The sequence below is a fragment of the Streptomyces sp. V4I8 genome (assembly GCF_041261225.1).
Taxonomy (GTDB): Bacteria; Actinomycetota; Actinomycetes; order Streptomycetales; family Streptomycetaceae; genus Streptomyces.
This window is the reverse complement of the sequence record NZ_JBGCCN010000001.1, coordinates 8,565,833-8,581,269: the sequence shown is the minus strand read 5'-3', so window position 1 is coordinate 8,581,269 and position 15,437 is coordinate 8,565,833. Positions and strand designations below refer to the sequence as shown.

The 15,437-nt window shown below is 71.1% G+C and carries 11 protein-coding genes; 1 reads left to right on the top strand and 10 read right to left on the bottom strand.

Annotated elements, in window-relative coordinates; genetic code table 11:
* Positions 1 to 304 precede the first annotated feature (304 nt).
* The 6 genes from ABIE67_RS38900 to ABIE67_RS38875 form a co-directional block, all read right to left on the bottom strand.
* The gene (locus ABIE67_RS38900) at positions 305 to 1,270 is read right to left on the bottom strand and encodes a sugar phosphate isomerase/epimerase family protein (RefSeq protein ID WP_370266265.1); all 966 of its coding nucleotides are present in this window, start codon (positions 1,268 to 1,270) and stop codon (positions 305 to 307) included.
* Positions 1,267 to 1,545 (bottom strand): hypothetical protein, encoded by a 279-nt coding sequence (locus ABIE67_RS38895; protein ID WP_370266263.1) that lies wholly within the window; start codon positions 1,543 to 1,545, stop codon positions 1,267 to 1,269. The genes ABIE67_RS38900 and ABIE67_RS38895 overlap by 4 nt, the downstream gene beginning before the upstream one ends.
* Entirely contained in the window at positions 1,542 to 2,933 is a 1,392-nt protein-coding gene (locus ABIE67_RS38890) for an inositol-3-phosphate synthase (protein ID WP_370266261.1), read from the bottom strand. Before ABIE67_RS38890 ends, ABIE67_RS38895 begins: the two co-directional genes overlap by 4 nt.
* A gap of 183 nt (positions 2,934 to 3,116) precedes the next feature.
* Positions 3,117 to 6,839, bottom strand: coding sequence for a ThuA domain-containing protein (locus ABIE67_RS38885; RefSeq protein WP_370266259.1), 3,723 nt, complete (start codon positions 6,837 to 6,839; stop codon positions 3,117 to 3,119).
* A gap of 321 nt (positions 6,840 to 7,160) precedes the next feature.
* A complete protein-coding gene (locus ABIE67_RS38880; RefSeq protein ID WP_370266257.1) occupies positions 7,161 to 8,159 on the bottom strand; it encodes a sugar phosphate isomerase/epimerase family protein in 999 nt (332 codons plus the stop codon).
* A 15-nt stretch (positions 8,160 to 8,174) separates the two neighbouring features.
* Positions 8,175 to 9,497: a Gfo/Idh/MocA family protein gene (locus tag ABIE67_RS38875; RefSeq protein WP_370266255.1), complete on the bottom strand. Its 1,323-nt coding sequence runs from the start codon at positions 9,495 to 9,497 to the stop codon at positions 8,175 to 8,177.
* A gap of 59 nt (positions 9,498 to 9,556) precedes the next feature.
* Here ABIE67_RS38875 and ABIE67_RS38870 point away from each other — a divergent pair, with 59 nt between their 5' ends.
* Complete coding sequence (locus ABIE67_RS38870) at positions 9,557 to 9,718, top strand: hypothetical protein (protein WP_370266253.1); 162 nt, start codon at positions 9,557 to 9,559, stop codon at positions 9,716 to 9,718.
* A 568-nt stretch (positions 9,719 to 10,286) separates the two neighbouring features.
* Here the strand turns inward: ABIE67_RS38870 and ABIE67_RS38865 are convergent.
* From ABIE67_RS38865 to ABIE67_RS38850, 4 genes are all read right to left on the bottom strand, one after another.
* On the bottom strand, positions 10,287 to 11,324 hold the full coding sequence (locus ABIE67_RS38865) for a substrate-binding domain-containing protein (RefSeq protein ID WP_370266252.1): 1,038 nt from the start codon (positions 11,322 to 11,324) through the stop codon (positions 10,287 to 10,289).
* Between the two features lie 83 nt (positions 11,325 to 11,407).
* A complete protein-coding gene (locus ABIE67_RS38860; protein WP_370266251.1) occupies positions 11,408 to 12,427 on the bottom strand; it encodes an ABC transporter permease in 1,020 nt (339 codons plus the stop codon).
* On the bottom strand, positions 12,424 to 13,917 hold the full coding sequence (locus ABIE67_RS38855) for a sugar ABC transporter ATP-binding protein (protein WP_370266250.1): 1,494 nt from the start codon (positions 13,915 to 13,917) through the stop codon (positions 12,424 to 12,426). Before ABIE67_RS38855 ends, ABIE67_RS38860 begins: the two co-directional genes overlap by 4 nt.
* Positions 13,918 to 14,055: 138 nt before the next feature.
* Positions 14,056 to 15,237, bottom strand: coding sequence for an ROK family protein (locus ABIE67_RS38850; protein ID WP_370266249.1), 1,182 nt, complete (start codon positions 15,235 to 15,237; stop codon positions 14,056 to 14,058).
* Between the last annotated feature and the right edge of the window lie 200 nt (positions 15,238 to 15,437).

Here is a 15,437-nt window from a genome sequence, read left to right as displayed (position 1 = left end):
GCCCGCGCCCCGGCGACGTCTCTGCCCCCGGCACCGGTTCCCTCCCCAGCGCCGGCTCGGCTCTCGGTGCCGGCCCGGCCCGCAGCGCTCGCTCGACCCTCGGCACCCAGTCGGCCCACGGCGCCAGCTCCGTCCCCGGCGCCGGTTCGACTCTCGCTGCCAGCCCGGCCCGCAGTGTCGGACCGGCTCTCAGCGCTCGTTCGGGGCTCGGCGCCGGTTCGGGGCTCGGCGTCCGCTCGGTTCTGCGTGGCTGCACGGTTCCCCGTTGCCGCGCCCGGGGTCGCCGGGTTGGTGCGGGGCTGGCTCATGAGGTGCTCCCTTCGGGGGTGGCGGAGGGATCGCCGTGTGGTGGGACAGATCCGGGTGATCGGGGGGCCGTGGCCTCGGCCGTGCGGAGGAACGGGAGGGAGAGTTCGGCGAAGTGAGGGCCTGCGTGGGAGTGGCGGGGCAGTTCGACCACGGTCAGGCCCTGGTAGCCGGTGGCGGCGAGGGCTGCCAGGACGGGCGGGAAGTCGATCTCTCCCTCGCCGAACGGGAGGTGTTCGTGGACGCCGCGGCGCATGTCCTCGATCTGGACGTGGCGCAGCCAGGGCGCGGCGGCGCGTACGCAGTCGGCGGGAGAGAGGGGTTCGAGACACTGGCAGTGACCGATGTCGAGGGTGAGACCGAGCGGGTCCGGGTCGCCGAGGGTGCGGCGCAGGCGGTGGAAGTCGTCGAGGCGGGCGACGAGGTGGCCGGGCTCCGGTTCGACGGCGAGCGGCACATCGGCGGCCGCCGCGGCGTCCAGGACGGGGGTGAGGCTGTCGGCCAGCCGCTTCCAGGCCGTGTCCTCGTCCGTGCCGGGAGGGAGGGTGCCACTGAAGCAGTGCACGGCGTGGGCGCCTAGGTCGACGGCGACCCGGACGGCGCGCAGCAGCAGGTCGACGCGGCGGGCGCGGTCGTCGGGCTCCGGGTCCAGCAGGGAGGGGCCGTGTTTGCGGCGCGGGTCGAGCACGTAGCGGGCGCCCGTCTCCACCGTGACGGCCAGGCCGAGTTCACCGAGGCGGTGGGCGACTCGGTGGGTGCGGGCGGGCAGGTCAGGGGCGAAGGGGTCGAGGTGCATGTGGTCGAGGGTCAGGCCGACCCCGTCGTAGCCGAGGTCTGCGAGGAGGGCCAGGGCGTCGTCGAGCCGGACGTCGGCGAGGCCGTTGGTGCCGTAGCCGAAGCGGAGAGGGGTGGGGCGGGAGGACGGTTCGGCGGGGTTCTGCGCCGGGCGGGGCCGCGGGCTCATACGATGGTCACCTTCTTCGCGGACTTCCGTCCGATCGGGGCGAGCGCGGCGATGGCCACGACGGTGGGCCCGGAACCGGCGCGGGCCGCTGGCGCCCCCTGGAGCGGAAGGTGGCGCGGATGCCGCCGCCGACGGCACGCTGGGTCAGTGGCGGTGCCGGTGAGAACGGCGTCGGTACTGGCGGCGACGGGGACGGCACCGCTCAGGGCGTCGCCGGGGACGGTGAACAGAGCGGGGAGCCGCAGCAGTTCGGCCCAGGCGCGGCTACGGCTCACGGTCGCCCACCCGGAGCGGCCTCGCACGGATCGACGGCCCGTTCGGAAGCCTCCTCGACAGCCCGGTCGGAAGCCTCCTCGACGGTTCGGTCGGGGGCCTCCTCGACGCCCCGTTCAGAAGCCTCCTCGACAGCCCCGCGGTGACCGGCGTCCCGAGCTGCGGCTTCACAGTGATCGGCGCCCCGAGGAGCGGCCTCGCAGTGCCCAACCCCCTGGGCGGCGGCCTCGCCCCGAGCCGTCGTCCCCCGAGCGGTCTCGCCGGCACCCGCCAGGCGGAGCCGGTCCCCCAAGCCGACCAGCGCCGCGTACTGCTCTCCCAGGCTCGCCGGGCCGCCCCCCACCGGGTCCTTGAAGTAGAAGCCGAGTTCGCCGAGCGGACCGGTCAGGCCGGCCTCGTGGGCGCGGGCGGCGAGGCGGGCCAGGTCCAGTACCAGGGGCGCCGCGAGTGCCGAGTCGCAGCCCTGCCAGATGGTCTGGAGGATCATGCGGGTGCCGAGGAAGCCGTCGAAGGCGATGTGGTCCCAGGCGGTCTTCCAGTCGCCGAGGGCGGGGACGTCGTCGATGTGCACCTCGCCCTCGGGGACGGTGCCGAGGGTTTCGGCGAGGACGCGTTCCTTGCCGGCGTTCTTCGCGGCGGCGGCGGCCGGGTCGGCGAGGGCCGCGCCGTCACCGCCGCCCAGCAGGTTGGTGCCGGACCAGGCCCGGACCGTCAGCGCCCGTTGCGCGAACATCGGGCCCAGCACGGCTCGCAGCAGCGTCTGTCCGGTCTTGCCGTCCCGGCCGGCGTAGGGCAGGCCGCTGCGCTCGGCCTCGCGGGCCGCGACGGGGTGGTGCATGCCCTCGGACGGGGTGAAGTTGACGTAGGGGCAGCCCGCGCGCAGGGCCGCCAGCGCGTACAGAGTGCTGGCGGGGAGCGGGGCGTCGGGCCCCTGGGACGCGGGTTCGGTGGAAGCGACGTTCACCACCACCGCCCGGTTCAGATCGTGGCGGCGTACGAAGTCGCGTATGTCGTCGGCGAAGGCCGTGATCAGGTCGGCCTCGCTCCTGGTGTCCCCCGGGGCGGGGCCGCCGGGCCTGATCTCCCGGTCGGCGGCGGCGAGTTCGGCGGCGACGGCGGTGGCGATGCCCGGTGGGAGGACACCGCCGGCGGTCAGGGTCTCGGCGCGTTTGGGCAGGGGGCAGTCGAGGGTGTCGTGGCCCCCGAAGACGAGGTCGGCCAGCGCGGGCAGGCCACTGCCGGTGAACGCCGCGGTCTCGGTCACCATGCCGGTGGGCGGGTGCAGCCCCGCGGTGACGGCGGCGCACCCCGTGACGACGGTGGTGGCGACGGAACCTCGGGCTCCGATCAGCCACACTCCCACACGCGGTCGGGAGAGGGACGCGGACATGGGCAGCCTCCTTGTCGTGCCTGTCGTGCCTGTCATGCTTGCCGTGCCTGTCGTGCCTGTCATGCTTGTCGTACCTGTCGCGCTTGTCCCGCTTGTCGCTCTTGTCGCTCTTGTCGCGCGCGAACCCCGGTGGGAAGGACAAAGACGGCGGGCGGGGGTCCGGCGTCCCCCGCCCGCCGCCGCTCAGCCGCCCGTGGTGGGCAGTTCCTTCAACTGGATGTTGCGGAAGGAGACCTGGTCGTCGGCGCCGTGGTTCTGGAGGCCGATGTGACCGTCGGTCAGGCTCCGCTCGGGGTCCTTGTTGGTGAAGTCGTTGATCTTGACTCCGTTGAGGAACACCTGGAGGCGTTCGCCCTGGACCTTGATCTCGTAGGAGTTCCACTGGCCGGGCGGCCGCAGGACCTGGTCACGGGCCTTGATGTTCGCCGACTTGAACGAGTAGACGGATCCCGTGGTGCGCTCGGGCGCGTCCGTGGCGTCGATCTGGATCTCGTAGCCCTTGTTCACCGCGGACCAGGGGTCGTCGGAGGCCGGGAAGCCCACGAAGATCCCGGAGTTGTCGTCGCCCTGCATCTTCCAGTCGAGCTTGAGGGAGTACGACTTCAGCTCCTTGGCCTGGTACCAGAGCAGACCCATGCCGCCCTCGGACTCCAGGGTGCCGTCCTTGACGTTGAACTTGCCGGGGCCGGCCTGCTTCCAGCCTTCCAGGGTCTGGCCGTTGAAGATCTTCCGGTAGTCCTTGCTCGGCTTGCAGTCCGCCTTGACCTGGCCGGTGGCGTACTGGAGGCCGCCGAGCAGATGGGCCCGGAAGGCTTCTTCGGCGTAGGACTCCTTGGTGTGGCCGCCGCCGGTGTAGAAGGACCGGCCGCCGCCGTAGCTCTGGCACCAGGCGATCGGGTGGTCGCCCTTCATGTTCCCGCCCTGGTAGGTGGTCTCGTCCAGGGTGGCGAGGACCTTGGCCTGCTCCCGCGGGTTGGTGCGGTAGTTGTACCACTCGTCGGTGCGCTCCCAGGCGTCGCCCAGGTGCGCGGTCGACGGGTGGTCGTGGTCCTCGACGCGCACGGTGGCCTTCTGGATGGCCGGGTGGGAGTCGAAGTAGGCGCCGACGAGGCCGCCGTAGAACTCCCACTCGTACTCGGTGTCGGCCGCGGCGTGGATGCCCATGTAGCCGCCACCGCCCGCCACGTAGTCCTCGAACGCCTTCTGCTGCTCGGCGTTGAGCACGTCACCCGTGGTGGACAGGAAGGCCACCGCGTCGTACTTGGCGAGATTGGTCGTGGTGAACTGTCGGGCTTCCTCGGTCGCGTCGACCGTGATGCCGGCCGGGGCGCCGAGCTCCTTCAGGGCGGTGATGCCGGCCGGGATGGAGTCGTGCCGGAAGCCGGCGGTCTTGGAGAAGACGAGGACCTTCTTGCCGCCCTTGAAGGGCTGCTTGGAGAACTCGAAGTCGTCCACGTCGTACAGCGCACCCTCGCCGCCCTTGAAGACCAGGTAGATCTCCGTGGTGCGCTTGGGCAGCGACCGCAGAGGGACGTCGATGTTCTGGAAGGTCTCCCAGCTGCCGGTGGGCGGGATGTACGCCGAGCCGTGCAGCGGTCCGTCGGGCGAGCCGGTGCGCAGCTCGATGAAGCCGCCCGCGCCGCCGGAGGAGGCCCGCACGGTCATCTTCTTCTGCCCGTCGAACCGGTAGGGGGTGAAGGAGATCCAGTCGCCGTCGTCGATGTTGCCGACGGTCTTGCCGCCGTTGGCGCCGGTCTTGTCGATCACCGACACGCCCGACTGGGTGGTGAAGTGCTCGCCCTGGCGGTGCAGCGGCTGGAGCACGGCGCGGGCGGTGCCGGTCAGCGCCTCCTGACCGTTCGCCCCGCCGTCGGTGTAGCTGGCGCCGACGACGCCGTAGATGTTGGCGTTGGGGTCGTGGCCGCCGTCACCGGGGGGTGGCGTCAGGGTGCCCTCGCAGCCCATCTCGCTGGTCAGCTCATGGGCGTGGGAGTCGTGGCCGAGGCTGTAGGCGACCTTGACCTTGGAGCAGTCGATCGTCTCCTCGGGGTCGGTGACGGTCACCTTGAACGGGACGGGCTTGCCGAATTCGGCCAGGGCGCCGTTGCCCGGGATGTCGATCCTCACCTTGGGCTCGGTGTTGCCGACCACGATCCGGGTGCTGGCGTTGCCGGTGTTGCCCTCGGGGTCCTTGGCGGTGAAGGTGGCGGTGTAGGTGCCGACCTTCTTGTACCGGTGGGTGGGGTTGAGGCCCTCGCCCTTGGTGCCGTCGCCGAAGTCCCAGCTGTAGGTGAGGTCCGGGGAGTCGGCGTCCTTGGCGGAACCGGTGAACGTGACCTTCAGGCCGGCCGCTCCGGACGTCTTGTCGGCGCTCACCTCGGCGATCGGCGAGAAGCCGTCCTCGGCGTTCTCGATCCGGTACAGCGCGGAGTGCTCGTCTGCCTGGAACCAGGAGATGCCGTAGTCCAGGACGTAGAGCGCGCCGTCGGGGCCGAACTCCATGTCCATGATCTGGGTGCCGGTCCAGGGGAAGTCGTTGATCTTCGCGACGGAGCCGTCCTCGTTCTGCTCGATCCGCTTGATCCAGCGGCGGCCGAACTCACCCGCGAAGAAGTCGCCGTCGTACGCCTCGGGGAACTTCACGCTGGACTGGAGCTCGGGGTCGTAGCGGTAGACCGGGCCGCCCATCGGGGACTCGGAGCCGGTGCCGAACTCGGGCACGGAGCCGCCGTCGTACGGGATCCAGGCGGCCTGCGCGGGCGGCAGGTCGACCAGGCCCGTGTTGTACGGCGAGGTGTTCTTCGGGGCGTTGCAGTCGAACGTCTCGCCGGACTCCTTCGTGGCGAAGTCGTAGTCGACGTAGGCGTCGTTGTCGCCGGTACAGAAGGGCCAGCCGAAGTTGGCGGCCTTGGTCACCTTGGCGAACTCGACCTGCCCGCCCGGGCCGCGCTTCGGGTCGGCGGCGCCCGCGTCGGGGCCGTAGTCGCCGACGTAGACGATGCCGGTCTTGTCGTCGACGCTCATCCGGAACGGGTTGCGGAAGCCCATCGCGTAGATCTCGGGACGGGTCTTCTCGGTGCCCGGGGCGAAGAGGTTGCCCTCCGGGACGGTGTACGAGCCGTCCTCGGCGACCTTGATACGGAGGATCTTGCCACGCAGGTCGTTGGTGTTGCCGGAGCTGCGGCGGGCGTCGAAGGCGGGGTTGCGGCCCTCGCGGTCGTCGATGGGGGTGTAGCCGTCGGAGGAGAAGGGGTTGGTGTCGTCGCCGGTCGACAGGTAGAGGTTGCCGGCCGCGTCGAAGTCGATGTCGCCGCCGACGTGGCAGCAGGTGCCGCGGGAGGCGGCGACGTCGATGACCTTCTTCTCGCTGGCCGTGTTCAGCGTGCCGTTGGCGTTGAGGACGAAGCGGGAGAGGCGGTTGACGCCGTCGAACTTCTTGAATTCCTCGGCGGTGCCGGACTCCGGGGCGTCGCCCGCGGGGGTGTCCAGCGGCGGGGCGTAGTACAGGTAGATCGCCCGGTTGTTCTTGAAGTCCGGGTCGATGCCGACGCCCTGAAGGCCTTCCTCGTCGTGGCTGTAGACGTCGAGCTTGCCGGCGACCTTGGTGACGCCGCCCTGGTCGGTGAGGCGCAGTGTGCCGTCGCGTGAGGTGTGCAGGACGCTGCGGTCCGGGAGTACGGCGAGCGACATCGGCTCGCCCATCTCGGGTTCGCCCTTGGCGAGCGGCACCTGCTGGAACTGCCCTTCGGCGGCGGCGGGTTCGTCGTGCTCCGGGTGGCCGGGGTGGGCGCCGGCGACGGTGGCCGGGGCGCCCACGGCCAGGAGCAGGCCGGTGAACAGGGCGAGGGGGGTGCGGAGCCTGGGACGCCTCGGGGTGCGGGTGCTTCTGAGTCTCGATCTGTGCACGAAGTCCCTCCGGGAACGGGTGGGCCGTACTGGGTGGGTGCGAAGACGTGCGGTGCGGGCGCCGGGGTGCGCCGTCACCCCGGAGGCGGGTGTGCCATGAACACTCGTGTGCGCCACGAACACTCGCGTGCGCCACGAACACTCTCGTGTGTGTCCTGAACACTTCAGGGACGGTAACCGCGTCCGTCCGGGGCGAACACCCCTTGCGTCAGACTCGGTTGAACTTTCTCCCCGCACAGGACAAAGCAGGATCCGTGCAGGTCGGACGGGGGACCGGCGGTGCGGCCGGCCCCCGTTCCCGACCTGCGTCGGGTGCGTGGTTCAGCTGTTGAACGCGGCGTCGAAGGACGCGCTGGGCGGCTCGAAGTCGTACGCCTTGAGGCGGGTCAGCGCTTCGGGGGCGCCCTGGAGCCGGTCCATGCCGGCGTCCTCCCACTCGACGGAGATCGGGCCCTTGTAGTCGATGGAGCGCAGCATCCGGAAGACGTCCTCCCAGGGGACGTCGCCGTGCCCGGCCGACACGAAGTCCCAGCCGCGGCGCGGGTCGCCCCACGGGAGGTGGGAGCTGAGACGGCCGTTGCGGCCGTCGAGGCGCTTGCGGGCCTCCTTGCAGTCGACGTGGTAGATGCGGTCGCGGAAGTCCCAGAGGAAGCCGACCGGGTCGAGGTCCTGCCACACGAAGTGCGACGGGTCGAAGTTCAGGCCGAAGGCGGGGCGGCCCCCCACAGCTTCCAGGGCCCGCCAGGTCGTCCAGTAGTCGTAGGCGATCTCACTGGGATGGACCTCGTGCGCGAACCGCACGCCCTCCTCGTCGAAGACGTCCAGGATGGGGTTCCAGCGGTTCGCGAAGTCCTCGTAGCCGCGCTCGATCATCGACTCGGGCACGGGCGGGAACATCGCGACCAGGTGCCAGATGGCGGAGCCGGTGAAGCCGATCACCGTGTCGACGCCGAGGGCGGCGGCGGCGCGCGCGGTGTCCTTCATACGGTCCGCGGCCCGCTTCCGCACCCCCTCCGGGTCCCCGTCGCCCCACACCTCGCCCGGCAGGATCGCCTGGTGGCGCTCGTCGATGATGGCGTCGCAGACGGCCTGGCCGACCAGGTGGTTGGAGATCGCCCAGCACTTGAGGCCGTACTTGTCGAGCAGCGCCTTCCTGGAATCGATGTACGACGGGTCCGCGAGTGCCTTGTCGACCTCGAAGTGGTCGCCCCAGCAGGCGAGTTCGAGCCCGTCGTAGCCGAAGTCGCGGGCGAGCCGGCAGACCTCCTCCAGCGGCAGATCGGCCCACTGGCCGGTGAACAGCGTGAACGTACGCGGCATTGCGCGTCAGCCTCCTCAGACCGCAATCGGGGTGTAGACGGAGTTCTTCGCGGCGCTCTCCTCCACCGCCGCCAGCACGCGCTGCACCTGCAGCCCGTCGGCGAAGGAGGGCTCGGGCTGCCGGCCCTCGGCGATGGCGTGGACCAGGTCGCGGGCCTGGTGGACGAAGGTGTGCTCGTAGCCGAGGCCGTGGCCCGGGGGCCACCAGGCGTCCAGATAGGGGTGGTCGGGTTCGGTGACGAGGATGCGGCGGAAGCCCGCATGGACTCCGGGTTCCGTACCGTCGTGGTAGGCGAGCTCGTTGAGGCGCTCCAGATCGAAGGCCAACGAGCCGTGCTCGCCGTTGAGTTCGATGCGCAGGGAGTTCTTGCGGCCGGTGGCGTAGCGGGTCGCCTCGAAGGAGGCGAGGGCTCCGGAGGGGAAGCGTCCGGTGAACAGGGCGGCGTCGTCGACGGTGACCTGACCGGTCCCGCTCGCGGCGACGGCGGAGAGGCCGCTCGTGGGTCCGTCGGGCAGCGGCCGTTCCTTGACGAAGGTCTCCGTCACGGCGGACACCCCGGACAGCCGCTCCCCCGTCAGGTACTGCGCCAGGTCGATGATGTGCGCGCCCAGGTCGCCGAGCGCGCCCGAGCCGGCCAGCTCCTTGCGCAGCCGCCAGGTCAGCGGGGACTCGGGGTTCACGAGCCAGTCCTGAAGGTACGTCACCCGCACGTGCCGGAGCCGCCCCAGGCGGCCCTCGGCGACCATGTCGCGGGCGAGTGCGGTGGCGGGCACCCGGCGGTAGTTGAAGCCGACCATCGCCAACTGGCCCCGACCGTACGCCTCTTCGGCCGCCACCGCCATCGCCTCCGCCTCCTCGACGCTGTTCGCGAGGGGCTTCTCGCACAGAACGTGCTTGCCGGCCGCCAGCGCGGCGAGCGCGATCTCGGCGTGGCTGTCGCCGGGGGTGCAGATGTCGACGAGGTCGATGTCGTCCCGCGCGATCAGGGCACGCCAGTCGGTCTCGGCCGCCGCCCAGCCGTGCCGCTCGGCCGCCGCCCGCACGGCGGTGGCGTCCCGCCCGCAGATCGCGGCCAGGACCGGGCTGCGGGGCAGGTCGAAGACCCGGCCCGCGGTGCGCCAGCCCTGTGAGTGCGCGGCGCCCATGAAGGCGTAGCCGACCATGCCGACGCGCAGCGGCTGCTTTCCCGCCGCCGTGCCGGGCGGGGACACCTCGGCCCCGGTCTCGGCCGCGGGGCCGGACCCGCCCGCCCCGGCCGGGGGCCCGGGCACGCCCGTCTCGGCGACCGTGGCCCTTGTCCGCGCCTCGGCCTCGTCGGGCTGCTGCGGCTGTCCCATGCGATAGTCCTCCTCGTCGTCGTGCCGCGGTGGGGGGTTGCGGGGGCGTCCTGCGGATCGTGCCGTCCTCACGCTCGGGCCTTGCCGGAGCCTCGCCGGAGCTACGGCCGTGGTCGGTCGCGGTGCGGCCGGTCACCGTCGACTGTTCCGCGGCGCTCGACGTCGACCGGTCTGCGGCAACGACCGTCGCAGGCGAACGGCTCCCCGGCCTCGCCACCTGAGCTCCGGAGGCTCGGCCACCTGAGCTTTCGGGGCTCGGAGTTTGGCTTCCGGGCTCGGAGACCCGGCTTCCCGGCCGGCTTCCCGGGCACCGCCGGGCTCGGCTTCCCAAGCTCGACCGTGCCGGCTTTCCCGGTCCCGGCCGCCCCGGCTCCCCAAACCCCAGAGCCCGGCCGCCCCGACTCCCCCGGTCCCGGCCGCCGCGGCCCCCCGTGCCGCGGCGCCTGGCTCCCATACGGCCCCACAGCCCGGCGGCGCCACAGCCGCAAGGTCCCAAAGCCCCGCGGCCCGACGGCCCCACGGCCCCTCGGCCCACAGTTCCACGGCCCCACCGCCCGAAGTCCTCGACCCCGCCCGGTCGGCCCGTATCCAGGCACCGCGCCCGGTCGGCCCGTATCCAGGCGCCGCGCCCGTTCGGCCCGTATCCAGCCGCCGCGCCCGGTCGGCCCGTATCCAACCGCCACTCTCGGTCGGCCCGTATCCAGCCCGCCGCACCCGAATCGGCTCGATCCACCAGACGCTCCCCGCCCTGCCCGACGAACCCCTGGGCCCCGTCGGACAGGACGCGCCTCACTTGAAGCCGGTAGGCATGTACTGGTCGACGTTGTCCTTGTCGACCACCGCCGAGTACAGCGTGATCGAAGCCGGAATCTCGAACTCGGCCATGCCGCCGACGCCCTTGCCCTGCCCCAGCGCACGGGCCAGGTCGATCGCGGACGCGGCCATGGTCGGCGGGTACAGAACAGTCGCCTTCAGGACGCCGTTGTCCTGCTTGATCGCCTGAAACGCGGACAACGCGCCCGCGCCTCCGACCATGAGGAAGTCGTCACGCCCGGCCTGCTCGATGGCCCGCAGCGCGCCCACCCCCTGGTCGTCGTCGTGGTTCCACAGCGCGTCGAACTTCGACTGCGCCTGCAGGAGCTGGGCCATCTTGGCCTGCCCGGATTCGACCGTGAACTCGGCCGCCTGCCGGGCCACCTTCTTGATGTTGGGGTAGTTCTTCAGGGCGTCGTCGAAGCCCTGGGTGCGCTGCTGGGTCAGTTCCAGGTTGTCCAGCCCAGCCAGTTCGATGACCTTGGCGTCGGACTTTCCCTTGAGCTTCTCGCCGATGTAGTGACCGGCGTTCAGCCCCATCCCGTAGTTGTCGCCGCCGATCCAGCAGCGGTACGCCTGTGGGGAGTTGAAAACCCGGTCGAGGTTGACGACCGGGATCCTGGCACGCATCGCCTTCAGGCCGACCTGGGTGAGCGCCTTGCCGTCGGCGGGCAGCACCACCAGGACGTCGACCTTCTTGTTGATCAGCGTCTCGATCTGGCCGATCTGCGCGGCGGTGTCGTTCGACCCCTCGGTGATCTCCAGGGTGACGTCGGAGTACTTCTTCGCCCGGTTCTTGGCGTTGTCGTTGATGGCGTTGAGCCAGCCGTGGTCGGCCTGCGGGCCGGCGAAGCCGATGGTGACCTCCTTGCCGGGCTTGTCGTCGGCGGCCGGCTGGTCGTTCGCGGCCGGCTCGTCGCCGGATTCGTTGCTGGTGCAACCCACGAGGAGGGCCCCCGCCCCGATGGCGGCGGATCCGAAGAGCAGCCCTCTGCGACTGGTGAGCTCTGGCATGGCGGTGAACCCTTTCCTCAGGTATTGCTGAGCGGGAAGCGGTACGGCCCTCAGGTCGTGCTGAGCGGGAAGCGCTACGGCCCTCAGGTCGTGCTCGCGGTACGGCGCTGGACCAGCACGGCGGCGACGATGATCGCGCCCTTGGCGATCTGCTGGACGTCGCTCTGCAGGTTGTTCAGGGCGAAGATGTTGGTGATCGTGGTGAAGATCAGGACGCCGAGCACGGAGCCGGTGATGGTGCCGCGGCCCCCGCTGAGCAGCGTGCCGCCGATGATCGCGGCCGCGATGGCGTCGAGTTCGTAGAGGTTGCCGTTGGTGTTCTGGCCGGAGCCGGCCAGGATGATCAGCAGGAAGGCCGCGATACCGCAGCACAGTCCGGACAGCAGATAGAGGTAGAGCCGCTGGCGGCGGACGTCGATGCCGGCGAGCCTGGCCGCCTCCGCGTTGCCGCCGACGGCGACCGTGCGGCGTCCGAAGGTCGTGCGGTTCAGGATCAGCCAGCCGATGATCGTCACGACCGCGAACACCATGACGAGTGGTGGAATGCCGAGCACATACGCGTCGCGCTCGCCGAGGTCCAGCACGGAGGGCACGGTGACGATCTGCGTCTTGCCGTCCGTGATCTGGAGCGCCAGTCCGCGCGCGGAGGCCAGCATGGCGAGCGTGGCGATGAACGGGACCATCGCGCCGTACGCGATCAGCATCCCGTTGACCAGCCCGCACCCGAGGCCGACGATCACCGCGGTGAACAGGATGCCGACGAAGCCGTACTCCTGTGTCGCGACCGTCGTCGCCCATACCGAGGCGAGTGCCACGATCGCGCCGACGGACAGGTCGATGCCGCCGGAGACGATGACGAAGGTCATGCCGACGGTGACGACGCCGATCACGGAGGCCTGGGTGAGGACGAGTTGGAGGTTGCGGGTGTCCAGGAACTCGTCCGGCTTGGTGATGCCGCCGATGATGATCAGTACGGCGAGGACGCCGAGCAGGGAGAGGGTGCGCACGTCGGCGCGGGCCATCAGGCCCCGCCAGGCGGGCGGTGCACCGGCCGACCGCACCTTGCCGGTGCTGTCCCGGGGCGGGGAGGCGTGCTGCGTCATGACGCCGGGCTTCCTTCCATGACGAGGTCGAGTACGCGGTGTTCGTCGAGTTCACGGGCCGGTGCTGTGTGGACGACGCGGCCTTCGCGCAGCACCAGCACGCGGTCGGCGAGGCCCAGCACTTCGGGCACTTCGCTGGAGACCAGCAGGACGGCGAGGCCTTCGTCGGCCAGCCGGCGCACGACTGCGTACAGTTCGGCACGGGCTCCGACATCGACGCCGCGGGTGGGTTCGTCGAGCAGCAGGACACGGCAGCCGCGCAGCAGCCAGCGGGCCAGGACGGCCTTCTGCTGGTTGCCGCCGGACAGGGTGCGCACCGGCACGGACGGGTTGTCGGGCCGCAGCGACAGTTCACGGGTGGCGGCGCGCGCCGCCCCCAGTTCGGCGGCCCGGTCGATCCAGCCGCCGCGCGAGAAGCGGGACATGGAGGAGACGGAGACGTTGCGGGTGACGGACTCCAGCATCAGCAGCGCCTGCGCCTTGCGTTCCTCGGGCGCGAGGCCGAGTCCGGCACGCACCGCGGCCCGTACGCTGCCGGGCCTCAACTCCCGTCCGTGCACGCGTACTTGACCGGCGCTGGGCTTCCTGGCCCCGTAGATCGTCTCCAGGATCTCGGAGCGCCCCGAGCCGACCAGCCCGGCGAGCCCGACGATCTCGCCGGGCCGCACGCTGAGGTCGAGCGGCTCGAACTCCCCGTCCCGGGCGAGTCCCCGCACCTCCAGTAGCGGCTGTCCGGCCGTCACATCCCTGGTCGGCCGTTCGGGGAAGACGTATTCGACATTGCGTCCCGTCATCATCGCCACGACGTCACGCGTCGGCGTCGTCTTCGCCGGGAGCCCGCCCGCCACGGCTCGCCCGTCCTTCAGCACCGTCACCCGGTCGCCGATCCGGCGGATCTCCTCCAGCCGGTGCGAGATGTAGACGACGGCGACTCCGGCGGCGGTGAGGTCGCCGACGATACGGAAGAGGTTGTCGACCTCGTCCGGGTCGAGGGCGGCGGACGGTTCGTCCATCACGATCAGCCGTACGTCATGGGAGAGCGCCCGCGCCATGGAGACGATCTGCTGCTGCGCCGCCGACAGCTCACCGACCAGCAGCGCCGGATCGATCTCCGGATGCCCAAGTCGCTTGAGCAGCTGGGCGGTTGACGCTCGCGCCACCTTGCCGCGTACGACGAAACCTGCGGCCGTGGGTTCATGGCCGAGGTGGACGTTCTCGGCCACCGACAGATGCTCGACCAGGTCGAGTTCCTGGTAGATGGTGGCGATACCGAGGCGCATGGCGGCGATGGGCGAGCGGAGGGTGACCGCTTCGCCGCGCCAGTGGATGGTGCCGGTGTCGGGCTGGTGGGCGCCGGCCAGGACCTTGATGAGGGTGGACTTGCCGGCGCCGTTCTGGCCGAGCAGACAGTGCACCTCACCGGCCTGGACGTCGAGGTCGACGCCGTCGAGGGCGCGGACTCCGGGGAACGACTTGGTGATGCCGGACATGCTGAGCAGCGGTGGTCTGGTGCCATGAGGTCCCCTTGGCGGGCGTGCGGGCCGGTTTCAGGGCGGGGTGAGGCAGAGCAGGGCAGGGCTGAGCGCTGTGCGAGGTGCGGTGCCGGTGAGCCGTACGGAGTGAGTGGCTTACGCGGGTGAGAACACGTGGTCGCTGATGAGCCGGGCCGCGCCGATGACTCCGGCGGTGGGTCCCAACTCCCCCAGCACGATGGGCAGGTTGCCGGTCGCCAGAGGCAGCGACTGGCGGTAGACCTGGGTGCGGATCGCGGCGAGCAGGTTGTGGCCGAGGCCGGTCACCCCGCCGCCGATCACCACCAGGCCCGGGTTGAAGAAGCTGACGAGTCCGGCGATGACCTGACCGACGCGGTTGCCGCCCTCGCGGATCAGGTCGAGCGCGGTGGCGTCGCCCGCGGCGGCCGCGGCGGCGACGTCGACGGCGGTCAGGGTGCCGTTCGCCTCGAGCCGGGTGGCCAGTTCGAGGGAGAGTCCCTGCTGGGCCGCCTCCACGGCGTCCCGGGCGAGGGCCGCCCCGCTGAAGTGGGCCTCCAGGCAGCCCCGGTTGCCGCAGGCGCAGGGGCGGCCGTCGGGGACGGCCTGGATGTGCCCGATGTCGCCCGCGCTGCCCGTGACACCGCGGTGGACGTCACCGCCCGCGACGATGCCGCAGCCGATGCCGGTGCCGATCTTGACGCAGAGGAAGTCGCCCACGGAACGGGCCACGCCCGCGTGCCGCTCCCCCATCGCCATGAGGTTCACGTCGTTGTCGACCATGACCGGGCAGCCGAGTTCCTGGCTGAGCGCCTCCCGCACGGGGAAGCCGTCCCAGCCCGGCATGATCGGCGGAGCCACCGGGACGCCCTCGGGGAAGCGAACCGGTCCGGGGACGCCGATGCCGGCGCCGTCGAACCCTTCCGCGAGCCCCGAGGCCCTCAACTTCCCTGCCATGGACAGGACTTGCTCGAAGACCGCGACCGGGCCCTCGCGGACGTCCATGGGCTGGTTGAGGTGTCCCAGGATCTCCAGCTCGGCGTTGGTGACGGCGACGTCGACCGAGGTCGCGCCGATGTCGACGCCGAGGAAGCGCAGCCCGGGGTTGAGCCGGACGTTGTGGGAGCGGCGCCCGCCGCGCGAGGCGGCGAGTCCGTCGGCCACGACCAGGCCCGTCTCCAGCAGCCGGTCCACCTCCACGGCCAGCTTGGACCGAGAGAGGTCGATCTGATCGCCCAGCTGGGCCCGCGAGTTGGGCCCGCCGTCGCGCAACAGCTTGAGCAGTCGGGCCTGATGGGCGTTCGCGGGTCGCGCCGTCATTCGTCTCACAAGCCCCTCCCCGCCTCATTCGGCCTGTGCGCGCCGGATTTCGGCCACCTCGGTGGCCTGCTTTCGAGGGGAACGTAGCAGTGGCCGCCGGAGGTGGGAAGAAGTTGCGCAGAGATTGCCGTCAACTTTCTCCACTCAGAGGACAAAGGCCAGAGCGCGCGAGAGCGCGCACGACACCTGCGCTGATCGTC